The organism is Microbacterium sp. NPDC090281, assembly GCF_044769635.1.
GTDB lineage: Bacteria > Actinomycetota > Actinomycetes > Actinomycetales > Microbacteriaceae > Microbacterium.
In genome coordinates this window covers 1,234,955-1,248,480 of the sequence record NZ_JBIVYH010000001.1, presented here as the reverse complement: position 1 = coordinate 1,248,480, position 13,526 = coordinate 1,234,955, and the positions used below count along the sequence as shown (strand labels likewise).

General features: G+C 68.3%; 15 protein-coding genes. 7 read left to right on the top strand and 8 right to left on the bottom strand.

Going from position 1 to position 13,526, the window contains the following annotated elements:
- Positions 1-13: 13 nt before the first annotated feature.
- The gene (locus tag ACIQTX_RS05930; RefSeq protein WP_402970130.1) at positions 14-1,366 is read right to left on the bottom strand and encodes a polysialyltransferase family glycosyltransferase; all 1,353 of its coding nucleotides are present in this window, start codon (positions 1,364-1,366) and stop codon (positions 14-16) included.
- The gene (locus ACIQTX_RS05925) at positions 1,363-2,343 is read right to left on the bottom strand and encodes a glycosyltransferase family 2 protein (protein ID WP_402970127.1); all 981 of its coding nucleotides are present in this window, start codon (positions 2,341-2,343) and stop codon (positions 1,363-1,365) included. The genes ACIQTX_RS05930 and ACIQTX_RS05925 overlap by 4 nt, the downstream gene beginning before the upstream one ends.
- Before the next feature lie 406 nt (positions 2,344-2,749).
- Between ACIQTX_RS05925 and ACIQTX_RS05920 the strand changes: the two genes are divergently transcribed.
- Positions 2,750-3,667 (top strand): hypothetical protein, encoded by a 918-nt coding sequence (locus ACIQTX_RS05920; protein ID WP_402970124.1) that lies wholly within the window; start codon positions 2,750-2,752, stop codon positions 3,665-3,667.
- 9 nt (positions 3,668-3,676) lie between these two features.
- Positions 3,677-3,979, top strand: a complete 303-nt coding sequence (locus ACIQTX_RS05915) for a DUF4229 domain-containing protein (RefSeq protein WP_402970121.1) — start codon at positions 3,677-3,679, stop codon at positions 3,977-3,979.
- Between the two features lie 15 nt (positions 3,980-3,994).
- Here the strand turns inward: ACIQTX_RS05915 and ACIQTX_RS05910 are convergent, their stop codons facing one another.
- Genes ACIQTX_RS05910 through ACIQTX_RS05900 form a run of 3 tightly spaced genes read right to left on the bottom strand, consistent with a single transcriptional unit; the run spans position 3,995 to position 5,688 of the window.
- Positions 3,995-4,969 carry a 1,4-dihydroxy-2-naphthoate polyprenyltransferase gene (locus tag ACIQTX_RS05910; protein ID WP_402970118.1) on the bottom strand — a complete coding sequence of 325 codons (975 nt, stop codon included), beginning with the start codon at positions 4,967-4,969 and terminating at the stop codon, positions 3,995-3,997.
- 51 nt (positions 4,970-5,020) lie between these two features.
- Entirely contained in the window at positions 5,021-5,311 is a 291-nt protein-coding gene (locus ACIQTX_RS05905) for a DUF4287 domain-containing protein (RefSeq protein WP_402970115.1), read from the bottom strand.
- 14 nt (positions 5,312-5,325) lie between these two features.
- Entirely contained in the window at positions 5,326-5,688 is a 363-nt protein-coding gene (locus ACIQTX_RS05900; protein WP_402970113.1) for a cupin domain-containing protein, read from the bottom strand.
- A gap of 45 nt (positions 5,689-5,733) precedes the next feature.
- Between ACIQTX_RS05900 and ACIQTX_RS05895 the strand changes: the two genes are divergently transcribed.
- Positions 5,734-6,759, top strand: coding sequence for a DUF5937 family protein (locus tag ACIQTX_RS05895; RefSeq protein WP_402970110.1), 1,026 nt, complete (start codon positions 5,734-5,736; stop codon positions 6,757-6,759).
- A gap of 15 nt (positions 6,760-6,774) precedes the next feature.
- Here ACIQTX_RS05895 and ACIQTX_RS05890 read toward each other — a convergent pair whose 3' ends face one another.
- Positions 6,775-7,233, bottom strand: coding sequence for an Lrp/AsnC family transcriptional regulator (locus tag ACIQTX_RS05890; RefSeq protein ID WP_402970107.1), 459 nt, complete (start codon positions 7,231-7,233; stop codon positions 6,775-6,777).
- Between the two features lie 72 nt (positions 7,234-7,305).
- Between ACIQTX_RS05890 and ACIQTX_RS05885 the strand changes: the two genes are divergently transcribed.
- Together ACIQTX_RS05885 and ACIQTX_RS05880 are read left to right on the top strand one after the other, a co-directional pair.
- Positions 7,306-8,745 carry a DUF6421 family protein gene (locus ACIQTX_RS05885; protein ID WP_402970105.1) on the top strand — a complete coding sequence of 480 codons (1,440 nt, stop codon included), beginning with the start codon at positions 7,306-7,308 and terminating at the stop codon, positions 8,743-8,745.
- A 131-nt stretch (positions 8,746-8,876) separates the two neighbouring features.
- Positions 8,877-9,536 carry an SDR family oxidoreductase gene (locus ACIQTX_RS05880; RefSeq protein ID WP_402970102.1) on the top strand — a complete coding sequence of 220 codons (660 nt, stop codon included), beginning with the start codon at positions 8,877-8,879 and terminating at the stop codon, positions 9,534-9,536.
- A gap of 27 nt (positions 9,537-9,563) precedes the next feature.
- Here ACIQTX_RS05880 and ACIQTX_RS05875 read toward each other — a convergent pair whose 3' ends face one another.
- A complete protein-coding gene (locus tag ACIQTX_RS05875) occupies positions 9,564-11,018 on the bottom strand; it encodes an MFS transporter (RefSeq protein WP_402970099.1) in 1,455 nt (484 codons plus the stop codon).
- Between the two features lie 83 nt (positions 11,019-11,101).
- On the opposite strand from ACIQTX_RS05875, the gene ACIQTX_RS05870 reads away from it, so the two are divergent.
- Entirely contained in the window at positions 11,102-12,169 is a 1,068-nt protein-coding gene (locus tag ACIQTX_RS05870; RefSeq protein WP_402970096.1) for a threonine aldolase family protein, read from the top strand.
- Positions 12,170-12,181: 12 nt separating this feature from the next.
- Here ACIQTX_RS05870 and ACIQTX_RS05865 read toward each other — a convergent pair whose 3' ends face one another.
- Positions 12,182-12,787 carry an NUDIX hydrolase family protein gene (locus ACIQTX_RS05865; RefSeq protein WP_105526273.1) on the bottom strand — a complete coding sequence of 202 codons (606 nt, stop codon included), beginning with the start codon at positions 12,785-12,787 and terminating at the stop codon, positions 12,182-12,184.
- Between the two features lie 72 nt (positions 12,788-12,859).
- On the opposite strand from ACIQTX_RS05865, the gene ACIQTX_RS05860 reads away from it, so the two are divergent.
- On the top strand, positions 12,860-13,516 hold the full coding sequence (locus ACIQTX_RS05860; RefSeq protein ID WP_402970093.1) for an alpha/beta hydrolase: 657 nt from the start codon (positions 12,860-12,862) through the stop codon (positions 13,514-13,516).
- Positions 13,517-13,526: the final 10 nt, after the last annotated feature.

Sequence of the window (13,526 nt, the reverse complement as noted above, 5' to 3'; positions counted from 1 at the left end):
GTCCACATCCTCGTCATCGTCCGCGTATCGCTCGCCAGGCGCGCCATGCTCGTTCGGCACGTCGTCGCACTCCGAGGCCGGTGAGTCGCCACTCCTCGATTCTGCTGACCCCGCCGGCAGGACGGAGTCTGCGACGCAGGGCATTCTCCGGCGGTGCGCCCGGCAGTCGGAGCTGAGCGAGCCGCCGAGGCGTGAAATAGCGATCCCGTTCCGCCGGGTCCAGATCGTGCAGCAGCTCCTCGGCTCGACCCCGCAAGTGGCCGGCGATCTCGGGCTGCATCGCATAGCCGACGGCGTCCACCAGCAGCTGCAGCCGCGCGGGATCGGAGTACGGGGACCGGTCGCGAGTGAGGGCATCGACCAGGGTCACGGGAATCCGGTTGCTGTTCTCGAACGGAGTCAGTGCTGCGAGTACCGCGTCGTTCCCCGTCGAACCGATCGTGCGCCCGAAGAGCGTTCGCGCGGTCGGCAGCGCCGTGGAGAACCCTGCGACCACCGCCACTGCATCGAGGCGTTCCGCGAGTATTTCCGCGATGAGCGGGCCGCGATACTCGATGAAGTCGATGCCGTGCGCGAGCGCCCGCGCCCGGACCTCCTCGGTCACCAGCGGCGGCGCCGCGGGGTGCGGTTTGAAGACGATACGCTGCGGCGACCACTGTGCCGCGTGATCGATCAGCAGCCCCTGGTGCTCGATCTCCTGAGCGGGCGTCATCAGACCGAGCGCAGACAGATACTGGCCGAGCACGAGCACGCTCGATACGTCATCGTGTGCGGGTCCGGGTCCTGCGGTGGCGGCCTCCCCCAGCGTCTCAGCGAACGAAGCCGGAGGCACCGACACGATCTCCACGTCGGGCGCGCCGACGAGAGGACGCACGCCCGGAACGACGTCGACGTGCACGACCCGCTCGATACGTGCCGTGACCGGATACGGCATCCGAACCCGCATCGGCGAGTACGTCATGAGTCCGTCACCGACGATCGTGATCCGCGCCTGCGAGAAGATCTCCATCAGGGTGCGCGCCGGTGCGACCTGCGGACTCTGCACGAACAGCTGGAGATCGCGCGGATCAAGGCCCCACGCGCGCACGAGCAGCCGTTCGAGCATCGGAAGGTCGGCGGCGGCCGGTTCCCACGAGCTCGGATGCAGCGGGCCGAGCAGGGCTTCCAGCGGTTCGATGCGGTCGAACCGTGCACGCAGCGAGTGCAGCGCAGGATCCTCCGAGATGCCGACAGCCGTCTCCGGTACGCGCGACGATGTGAACGGCACCAGTATCCGCTCCTCGCTGCGCTCGAGCACGCCGGCATCGAGCGCAGCCGCGGCTGTGGCGAGCCCATACGCACTGTGCAGCGCGAAGACCTGAGTCATGCGCCACGTCCCGCCTGACGGAGGATCCGCGCGAGAACCCGGCGCCGAGGGCCATCGAGACGCATCAGCGCAGATGACACCTCAGCGGCGGGGAGCGCGCGAAGCATGTCCCGGATACCCGTCCTCATCTCGCCACGCAGTCGCGGGGGCATCCGACGCGCACGCACGAGATGGTGGGAGCTGAGTGCGAGCACGGACCACACGACCTTGGGCAGGAAGCGCTCAGCCTCACGATCCTGCTCGACCATCGCGATGACCTCGTTCATAGCGCGCGCGAAGTCGAGCTGTCTGCGATCGCGCACCTGTGTGAGCGAGGTGGCGACCCCTCGTCGGTAGAGCAGAGCAGGTGCATCGACGACCGCGAACGACTCGGCCTGCAGATGCAGCCGCCAGATCCATGGTCGATCTTCTGCCGTGAACAGCCCCTCGGGAAACCCGGCGAGACCGCGGTCGATGACTCGTCGGTGGAAGATGCCGGCCCACGCGAACGGGTAGTCGACCATCGTCGGCTCATCATCGGGGAGGATCACCTCTCTCGGCGACTCCACACGATCGCGCCACGGGTGCGGCGCACGCACCAGCGTGCGTCGCGTGCCGGTGACCTTGACATGGTCGGTGCGCAAGAAGTCGCAGTCGAGCTCCCGCAACCGTTTCGCCAGAACGTCGAGCCGCCTCGGCTGCATCCAGTCGTCGCCGTCCACGAAGCAGAAGGCATCACCCTCGACGTGCGCGAGGCCCTGGTTGCGGGCGCTCGCGAGGCCGCGGGCAACCGGATTCCGCACGAACTCGGAGTGCGGAAAGCGCTCGGCATACTGACGCATGATCGCGCCGGTGTCATCGCGGGAGCCGTCATCGATCGCCACGAGTTTGATCGCTCGGGCATCGTCGAACTGTCGAGTGAGCGTCTCGAGCGTCGTACCGATATATTCGCCGGCGTCCTTGGCAGGCAGGATGACGGTGACGAGGGGTGTGCGCACGGGACTCCCGGAGACAGACGGTGTCCGGGAATGGTGCCAGGCGATCGTTGACGGATGTCGACGCGCAGGTGAACGTCGGGTGTCCGCGGCGACGGCGAAAGAATCGGCACTGAGGTGTGGTCCCGCACCCGAACGGAACCACACCTCCCAGTGCTTCGCACTGCCGAACGTCAGACGTTCGGGACGCGAGATCGCAGATACGACCCCGCCTGCCACGTGGCCGGCTGACCCCCATCAGCCGACCCCGAGACGCTTTTCGTCGTCGAGTTCGCTCCCCAGAGACGAACGCGACGCCACAGTAACATGATACATGCCAGCATGACGGAGCCTGCGAGTACGCCGAGTCCGCCGTCGACGATCAGGATTCCGGTTCGCCCCTTCGCTCTTCTTCGGCGACGATGGGAGCATGCTCTGGCCCTTCGGATCGACCTGGCGCCCGGTGCGGCAGAAGCGTCGCGACACCGTGGACCTGCGGTGGCTCAGTGCCCGCACCTGGACCAGACGCTGGTATCCGCAGGGCATCGACCTGGGCGAGTGGCGCGGACGACGCACCCTCGCAGTGAGCTGGTTCCGCCAGGAGCTCTCCGGAGTGCACCTCGCCTCGCGCGTGACGCTCATCGACCTGGAGCGCTCTCGCCATCTCGACGTCCTCCTCGCGGTCGCCGATGATTCCGACGAGCTGCAGCCGGCCACCATCCACGCCGGCGGTCTCGCCTGGTTCGGCGACCGGCTGTTCGCCGCAGCGACCGGCCGCGGCATCTGGGAGTTCGATCTCTCCGACATCCGAGAGGTGCGCGGCGCACTGGCCCAGCGACTCGCGGGCGGGAGCGGTCGCGGCCGTCGCACCACAGCACTCGTCGCCGTGCGCGCCCGCGTGCACCCGATCGCCCTGCGCTGCTCGTATCTCGGGCGAGTGTTCGACGGCGACGGCGACCCCCTCCACCGAGTGCTCATCGGCGAGCACCGCCCCGACGGGAGCGGCCGGATCGGCGAGTTCTCGATCCCCGGAGCTGACCACGACGATTTCGTCGAGGTCGACCGCTTCTCTCCCGACATCGCAAGCATGCAGGGAGCCGTCCGCTGGGGTGATCGCTACTTCGTGTCGCAGTCCGATCATCTGCGTCCTGGCACGCTCTGGAGCGGCGGACGCACAACCCTGGAAAGGGATGGCATCCCGCTCCCGGTCGGGTGCGAAGACCTGGCGCTCGACCCCGATGCCGAGCTGCTCTGGTCGCTCGGCGAGCACCCCTGGCGACGCGTCGTCCGCGGCATCCCCTTCGCCCGTCTCCGCATCCGCGACGGTGGCCCTCCGCGGCGAACGTAGACTGGAGGAGTGAAGAAGCCCGCGCCTTTCCTCGTCTACACCGTGCTGCGGCTGCTGGCGTTCCTCGTCCCGCTCGCCATCCTCTGGGTCTTCCCGATCTTCCGCGAGTTCTGGTGGCTCGCGGCGATCTTCGCCGCCCTCATCGGCATGAGCATCTCGATGCTGTTCCTGCGCACGCCCCTCACCGACGCCTCCGCCCGGTTGCAGGAGCGCCGTGAGAGCCGCTCATCCGCCGGTCAGGCCGACGCCGATGCCGAAGACCAGGCGGTAGACGACGCGACCGAGTCCGTCGACGGCGACCCCAAGGCCTGAGCGCGTCAGACCCGGTCAGGCCGCGAAGGCCCAGAACAGGGCGCCCGCATACAGCAGCGACGTCAGTGACGTGAGCGCGAGCGCGGTCACCAGTTCCTTCGGCTGGCGGTAGGACCAGACGATCGCGATGGCCGGAAGCCCCGCGAGCAGCGCCAGCAGTGAGATCCAGGCGATCGGGAACGCCAGCGCCAGGAATGCGGCGATGCCGAACGGCGCGAGCACGAACAGCGTGAACAGCACCTGGGTGGCTCTGCGCCCGATCAGCACGGTCAGTGTGCGCTTGCCGACCTCGCGGTCCTGGTCGATGTCGCGAAGGTTGTTGGCGAGCAGCACAGCGCAGGCGAAGAGGCCGGCGGCGATCGCACCGAGCCAGGCCTGCTGCGGCAAGGCGAAGATCTGCACCCACGTGGTGCCGAGCGTGGCGACGAGTCCGAAGAACACGAACACGAAGACCTCGCCGAGGCCGTAGTAGCCGTAGGGCCGCTTGCCTCCGGTGTAGAACCAGGCGGCGACGATGCACGCAGCGCCGACGGCGAGCATCCACCACTGTCCGGTGCGCACCACGATCGCGAGCCCCACGAGCGCGGCGAGCGCGAAGAAGACCAGACCGATCACGAGCACCGTGCGCGGGTTCACGCGACCGGATGCCGTGAGGCGTGCGGGTCCCACTCGGTGCGCGTCGGTACCGCGGACGCCGTCGCTGTAGTCGTTGGTGAAGTTCACGCCGATCTGCAGCAGCACCGCGACGGCGAGGCAGGCGAGCGCGATGACCCAGTGGAACTCGGGGCCGGTGCTGCGCGCGGCTCCCGTGCCGATGATGACCGGTGCGATCGCGAGCGGCAGGGTGCGCAGACGCGCGGCCCCGATCCAGTCGCCGGCCGTCACCGGGCCCGCTTCGACGACCGGACGCCTCGCCGGGTTGCCGCTGGTACGGGCCGGGGTGCGCTTCGCGCTCTGGGTCTTCTTCTTGCGCTGGGAGGATGCTGCCACGCAGGGAATCCTACTGGCCGCGGCGATGCCCGACCTCAGCGAGACCGACGATCAGGGGTTCGGGTTGCTGTCCTTGCCGTCGAGCCAGAGCGTGTCGGACGGGTCGCCGTGCGCTCCGCCCTTGCCGACGTGCTTGTCGCTGATCTGCGGTCCCTTCGTGATCACGTGCACGAGTGCCATCGCGTGTCCCTGCCCCAGCTGGTAGTCCTCCTTGAGCCACGCGACGATGGGCGTCGCCTTGGTCGTCTGGTCGAACCCCTTCTCGGTGGCGAGTTCGATGAACTGCCGCGGGTTGAGGCCGGTCTTGGTCTCGATGTTGTCGAGGTATGCCTGGAAGGACATGGTGCTCCTGGTGCTCAGTCCTCGTCGAGGAACGTCTGGATGATGGTGGCGGAGGCGTGGATGCCGATGATCTTGAGGACCCCGTCACCCACGTTGGTGAAGCGATGCGGGATGAAAGAAGGGCCGGTGGCGGTGTCTCCCGCTCCGGCGACGAAAGTCTCCTCGCCCACGGTGATGGAGGCAACGCCCTCGATCACGACCCAGGTCTCAGGATAGGGATGCCAGTGCAGCCCAGGACCTTCCCCGGGCTGATTCTCGACGAAGAAGTACGAGACCGCGGCACCATGCTCGGCCCCGACGAACTTGCGGCTGCGGCCAGTGCCGATGCGGATGTCAGCGCCGGCGACGACCCCGAAGGCAGGCGATGTGCTGTTCATGGCTCCAGTCTCGACAGCCTCGCGTGCAGTCCCTAGAGTTTCGATGTGGATCGAAAGTCCGGCCCGATCGAGGGCGTCGAGCACCCCGACCATCGCGTCGAGTTCCATCTGAGCCCGGGCGACGTCGAGGCGGTGCGGTTCGGCATCTCCCCGGGCCACGAGCTGGCGCACGCCGTGCGGGTGCTGCGACGACCGACTGCGCATCCACTGCAATGGGGATGGCTGCGCGCCGTGCGAGACCGCTTGCCCCGAGAGCACTTCGCCCTGCTCGCGACCGTGATCGGTGACGACGGTTACCTCCCCGACTTCCTCACGACCGCGCCTCGATGGGATCTGACACCCGAGACCGAGCTCGACGAGCTGCGGGGCGCACCCCTCGAACCGATGCGGGTCGACCTGGGGAAGATGATCCTGCGTTCGACCGGAGCCCGACAACGGGCGCTGCGCGAGATGCAGGATCACCCGGAGCGCGCCCGCGGGATGATCGCCGACGCCTGGGCTGCGGTGTGGGACGCGGCGCTCGCCCCGGTGTGGCCGCAGCTCGATCGTCTGCTGCGCGCCGACATCGCGGTCCGCGCCCGCATGATCGCGAGCACGGGCATCGCGGGAATGGCCGGCGACCTGCACCGCCAGGTGACCTGGAGCGAGGGCGCCGTCCGCGTCTCGCTGCGCCGCCACAGCGAACAGGTCGACTGCCGCGGCAGCGGCCTGGTGCTGGTCCCCTCCGTGATGTCGTCGTGGGGCTGCATGGTGCTCACCGAGCCACCGGCGCAGCCGACACTCTTCTATCCGGCCCGCGGGGTCACCGCAGGCTGGGCCCGTGATGCCACCGCCATCGCCGACGCTCTCGGCGCACTGCTGGGACCTGCCCGCGCCGGCATCCTGCTCCGCGCCGGCACCGCACGCACGACGTCGCAGGTCGCGCACGACGCGGGCATCGCCGTGTCCACGGCGTCGCATCATCTCGCGGTGCTGCGAGGGGCCGGGCTGATCGACAGCGAACGCGAAGGCACCAGGATGCTGCACCTGCGCACCCCGCTGGGCGAGGCGATGGTCGGCGCTGTCCTCTGACGGTCAGCCGGGAAGCTACTCGACCGCAGCCACGGGGATGATCGGCCGGTGCTCGTAGTAGGTCTGCAGCACCACGGTCGTGCGGGTACTGACGTTCGCGGCGAGACGCACGTCGCGCACGAGCCCCTCGAGCGCACGCGGAGAAGCGACGCGGACGAAGAGCATGTAGCTCGCGTCGCCGGCGATGGAGTGGCAGGCCTCGATCGCGTCGAGGTGCTCGAGCAGCTCGGGGGCGTTGTCGGGCTGGGCCGGGTCGAGCGGGGTGATCTCGATGAAGGCCGAGAGCGGGGTGCCCACCTGCTCGGGGTCGAGGATCGCCTGATACCCGGAGATGACGCCCCTCGTCTCCAGCCGGCGCAGACGCGACTGCACCGCCGACACCGACAGACCGACGGCATCCGACAGCTGAGAGAGCGTGGCGCGGCCGTCACGGGAGATCGCGGTCAGGATCGCGCGGTCGACAGAGTCATCCATAGCTGTAAGATTATCGTCAGGATTCCGTATATGCCGGAATCTTTCCGTCAAACTCTCCGATCGGAGGTCCCGATGTCCCTTCTTTCCGCCAACAGTTCCGCTGTCCAGGCCATCGTCGGCGAACCCGAGGTCGTCGAGGACGCATCGATCGCCGAGCAGTCCGCCGCCTGGGCACAGCTCAAAGATGCGGCGATCGCGATCCGCGAGATGCAGATCAAAGACGGCTCGATCCCGGATGCCGCGCACCACTCCGCCGCCCGCGCGCTCGTCGGTGCGATAACTGCCGCGATCCGCGCGCTCGCCCCCGCCTTCCCGCACGACGCCGAGTACCTCGCCGCCTCGGTGGTCGACTTCGACCGCTGGGCCGCCTCGGACTTCGGCGTACCGGACTTCCTCGACTCGCTGATGGCCTTCCAGCCGCAGCAGCACCGCGTCGACGGCATCCGCCACCTCGTGGTCTTCCCGATGTACACGCAGAACGGTTCGAGCGAGCGCCTGGTCGAGGCGCTGATCGTCGAGACGATCTGGCCGGAGTTCATCGCGGCACTCGAAGCAGGCGACTACGGCAACAAGCTGTTCGTCTCGCTGCGTCTGGTCGACTTCACGCCCGGCTACGACACGAACTCGGCCGTGCTGTTCCCCGAGACCGTCGCGATGCGCGAGATCCCGACCTTCACGTGGGGCGCGATCTTCCAGGACCGCGAGGCGGCCCGCTACCGTCGCGTCACCCGCGCGGCGGCTGCGATCACCAACCTCGATCTGCCGGAGCGCGCAGCCGCGATGCTCGACGATCAGCAGATGGCCGAGAAGACCTTCGTCATGTGGGACATCATCCACGACCGCACGCACATGCGCGGCGATCTGCCATTCGATCCGTTCATGATCAAGCAGCGGATGCCGTTCTTCCTCTACTCGCTGGAGGAGATGCGCTGCGACATGACGGCGTTCCGCGAGTCGGTGAAGATCGAGCGTGCCCTCGCAGCGCGCATCGAGGCCGGCGAAGAGCTCACCGAGATCGAGCAGGAGACGCACGACTACGCGCACCTCGTGCAGTACGCAGTGATCTTCGACCGCATCTTCCGTTTCTCGATCACGGGCACCCGCACGCGCAACTACGACGCGGTCGGCGGACAGCTGCTGTTCGCCTGGCTCCACCAGCGCGGCGTGCTGCACTGGACCGACACCGCCCTCGCGTTCGACTGGGACAACGTGCCGGACGCCGTGGTGGCTCTGGGAGATGCGATCGACGACCTGTACTGGCACTCGATCGACCGTCCGAAGGTCGCGCACTGGCTCGCAGCCTACGAGCTCGTCCGCGGCACCCTCACCCCGCACCCGGCATCGCAGTGGGCCAGAGGCCTGTCCGACGAGATCCTCGCCGGCGCGCCGAAGGGCTACACGGACGCCGTGATGGATGACGAGTTCCCGCTGTCGATGTTCTTCGAGACCCTCGACAAGAAGATGAAGCCGGTCATCGAATCCACCGTCGGCATCCGCGGCACGGACGTTTGATGACCACGCGCGCACAGCGCGCGTTCCGAGTGTGACGCTGGGGCGCACCGCACTGCGGCCGGAACCTGTTCTGCGGATCTCTCCGCAGGTTCCGGCCGCAGAAGCCCCTCCGATCCGGAAGAGTGGATGACATGGCTGAACACACCGACTCGCATGCTTCGGGGCGCACCGTCGTCCTCGCCGGAGCGACCAGCACGGCCGGCCTCGCCGTGACACGCGCCCTGGTCGCCGCGAACGCCCGCGTCATCGCCACCGGACGCTCGGCTGAGCGCCTGCAGGAGCTGGCGGATGCCGGGGCGCAGATCGAGGTCGCCGACGCGACATCTCTCGACGAGATGACCGCTCTGGCCACGCGCATCGGCCCTGTCGACGCGGTGGTCCCGCTAGTCGGCGGCTGGCGTGGAGGCGGGGGGCTTGCCGGACAGTCGGATGAGGACTTCGCCGCGCTGCTGCCGGCACTCGAAGCCGTTCGCGCCACGAGCCGGGCGTTCGACGGCGCCCTGCGCGCCTCCGATGCCGGACGCTTCGCGATCGTCTCATCGACCGCCGTCGCACGTCCCCTCGCCGGAGGGGCGAACTACGCCGCGGTCAAGGCTGCGAGCGAGGCCTGGGCCAGGGCGGTCGCCCAGGGGTATGCCAAAGCCGCACGGGATGCCGGAGAGCCGCTGCGTGCGGCATCCGTCGTGCTCCGCGCCAAAGCACTCGATCCCGACGCCCTCGCTGCACGGATCATCGCGCTGTGGGACGAGGACGCCGCCGAACTCAACGACCGGGTGATCGACCTGGGTTGACCGCCGACCGTCACCGAGATTCGACCGTCACCGAGATTCGGGCGGCACCCCCGGGATGACCGGCGGGGCCTCAGCGTGCCTGGTTTCGACCACCTCGTCTTCGCGGGGGTCGGCAGCGCCGTCGAGCGCCTGCTCGCCGTCGCCCTCTTCGCCGTGATCGATCTGCTGCTCCGGAGCTTCGGCGTACAGCTCGGTGAGCTTGCGATAGGAGCGGGTGAAGAACGCCAGCGTCGCGGCGACGACCATGATGAGTCCGGCGAACAGGCAGATGAGTGCGATTCCTCGCGCCTCACCCTCGCCGAGCAGCCACCCCCACTGCTGCTGCCCCTGAGCGGTCCTCATGTAGGGGATGATCAGGAACTCGGCGATCGGCGCGATCAGGAAAGCGGTGAGCGGGGCGGCCGCCGCCTCCATCGCAGCGGCCACACCGAACACTCGGCCCTGACGCTGGAAGGGCACGACCTTCTGGATCACGGTCTGCTCCGCAGCCTCGACCGGCGGCACCAGCGCCATGTAGATCCACATGCCGACCACGTACAGCGGCCACCACTCGCGCAGCATGAACACCGAGCCGAGCAGCCCCATCGCGATGACCACGAGCAGCATCGTGCGCATGGGCTTGGGGCCGAGCCCGAACTTCGCCACCAGCCCTCCGCCGATCAGGAAGCCGGTCGAGGCGAACGCCAGTGCGAAGCCCCAGGTCTGCGCGTTGAAGAGCGTCAGCCCGTAAGGGTCCATGAGCGCCATGTAGACGCCGCCGATGAGGTTGTTGAACGTCGAGAAGATGATCAGGGCGAACAGCCCGGGTGCGAGCCGGATCGCCCGCACACTGCCACGGAAGTCGAGAGCGCTCGACGCGTTCGGGTCGGGCTCGGGAGTGCCTTCGGGGATGCGTACGAACAACAGGTGCGCGAAGGTGAGCGCCATGGCCGCGATCGCTATCGCAAGGGTCCACCCCATGCCGAGGAAGCCGATCGAGAGGCCCGAGAACACGCTCGTGACGAGGAACGCGATGCCCTGCACCGTGCCGACGAGACCGTTGGCGTTCGCGCGCTTGTCTGCGGGGACGAGCAGGGTGACCGTGGTGGAGAGGGCGATGTTGCGCAGCTGCTCGATCACGCCGCCGAACAGGATGATGCCCGAGAACACCCAGAACCAGGGCCCGCCGAGGTCGAGGAGCGCAGCCTCGGGCTGCCAGAGATAGAGGACCCCGGCGATGAGGAAGGCGACCGCCGAGATGACGCTCGAGAGCACCATGACCGTGTGCTTGCGATTGCGGTCGACAATCGTGCCGAAGGCCATCGCGAAGAACGCGACGAACAGCATGTAGGCCCCGCCGATGATGCCGGTGGCGAGCACCGACTGCGTCTCGATGTAGACCCAGAATGTGAGCGCGAACCAGAGGAAGCTCGTCGTCACGTTCGCGATGAGAGTGTTGACGAGAACGTTGGCGAAGGCCGTCTTCGCTGCGGTGCGCTCCATGCCATCGAGGGTAGGACCGGGCTCCGACATCCGGAACCCCCTCCCCGCACCGAGAGCGGCGCGCGGACAATTAGGCTGGGGAGGTGAGCATCCAGCATGACCCCGCGATCCGGGGCTTCGCCAGTGACAACTACTCCGGTATCCACCCCGAGATCCTCGCGGCGATCGTCGCGGCGAACGGGGGTCACCAGAGCGCCTACGGCGAGGATGCGTACACCGCCCGCCTGCAGGAGGTGTTCCAGGCGCACTTCGGCGAAGGCGTGGAGGCGTTCCCGGTATTCAACGGCACCGGCGCGAACGTGACCGGCCTGCAGTCGATGCTGCCGCGCTGGGGTGCGGTGATCGCGGCATCCACCGCCCACATCAACGTCGACGAGGCTGCGGCCCCGGAGAAGATCGGCGGCTTCAAGCTGCTCACGGTCCCCACCGACGACGGCAAGCTCACCCCCGATCTCATCGACCGCGAGGCCTGGGGCTGGGGAGACGAGCACCGCGCACAGCCGCTGGTCGTCTCGATCACGCAGACCACCGAGCTCGGCACTCTGTACACAGCCGACGAGATCCGCACGATCGCCGACCACGTGCACGAGCGCGGTATGAAGCTGCACCTCGACGGGGCGCGCATCTCGAACGCGGCCGCCGCCCTCGACCTGCCGCTGCGGGCGTTCACCCGCGACGCCGGCGTCGACGTGCTCACCTTCGGCGGCACCAAGAACGGCGCGATGCTCGGCGAGGCGATCGTCGTGCTGAACCCCGAAGCCGCCGACGGCCTGAAGTACTCGCGCAAGTTCAACATGCAGCTCTCGTCGAAGATGCGTTTCGTCTCGGCACAGCTGATCGCGCTGCTCGAGGGCGACCTCTGGCTGCGCAATGCCCAGCACGCGAACGCGATGGCCGTGCGCCTGCGGTCGGCGATCGAGGCCGGCATCGCCGACGGGTCGATCCAGGGCGTCGGCTTCACCCAGCCCACGCAGTCCAACGGCGTGTTCGCGACGCTGCCTGACGGCGTCGCCGACCAACTGCGCGACTCGTTCCGCTTCTACGACTGGGATGCCGCTCGCAAGGAAGTGCGCTGGATGTGCGGCTTCGACACCGAGGAAGCCGACGTCGACGCATTCGTCGCCGAGCTCTCCCGCCTCACCAGGGGCTGAGACGCCGCGCGGTCAGCGCAGAAGACCGAGGCTCGCGAGAGCCTGACGGATGAGCGTGCCGCGGCCGTTCTCCATCTCGGCAGCGACCGCATCGGAACCCGCGGCCTCCGGCGAGAACCAGGTGACCTCCAGCGCGTCCTGACGCGGCTCGCACGTACCGGTCACCGGCACGACGAAGGCCAGCGATACGGCGTGCTGCCGATCGTCGTGGAACGCGCTCACACCGGGCATCGGGAAATACTCGGCCACCGTGAACGGCAGCGGCTGAGGTGGCATCAGCGGAAACGCCATCGGACCGAGGTCGTTCTCGACGTGCCGGAAGAGGGCGTCACGGACGGTCTCGCCGAAGCGGACGCGGCCGGAGACGATCGTGCGGGTCATCTCGCCCATCGGCGTGGAACGCAGCAGGATGCCGATCTCGGTCACCTGACCTGAGCCGTCGGTGCGCACCGGGATGGCCTCGACGTAGAGCATCGGCAACCGGCGTCGGGCTTCTTCGAGCTCGAACTCGCTCAGCCAGCCCGGGTTCGCATCGGGTACGGGACGGTTCGCGTCCGGGAAGTCACCGAGACCATCGTCGTCGGGCTCCGGATCAGGATCAGGTGTGCGGACCGCCATGTGTCCTTTCTACCAGCCGCCCCTGCGAACCGACACCGCGTGCATGTCTGTCGTCCCTGGCAGGATGACGGTGTGAGTGAGAACCTGACGATCGACGACACCGCGACCAGATGGTCGACCCCCGAGCGTGGGCGGATGCCGCTGCTGGTGCTGCTGCACGGGTACGGCGCCGACGAGCACGACCTGTTCGGACTCGTCCCCTACCTTCCTGCGGGAATCGCGGTGGCGTCCGTCGCTGCTCCCCTCGCCCCGCCGTGGCCGATGCCCGGCCGGTCCTGGTACCCGATCGAAGGACTCGACGGGCGCAGCGCTGAGGCCGTGACCACCGCCGCGGAGGCCTTCTTGCGATGGCTCGACATCGCAGCGGGAGATGCCCCCTCGGTCGCCCTGCTGGGCTTCTCGCAAGGCGCAGCCGTGTCGCTGCAGGCTCTCCGCCTCGCCCCGGAGCGCTTCGGCGCCGTGGCGGTCCTGAGCGGCTACGCAGCGCCGGGCGAACTGCCGCACGATGAGGAGCTGGCCGAGCTGCGCCCACACGTGTTCTGGGGACGAGGCACGCACGACGACGTCATCCCGCCCGCGTTGATCGATCACACGGCCCAGTGGCTGCCCGCGCACTCGGAGCTGTCGGGTCGGGTGTACACCGGACTCACGCACAACATCTCCGAAGAGGAACTGACCGACGTGAACCGGTTCCTCACGAAGTGGATCGACGGCATCGCCGCGAGCTGAGCCCCGGCGG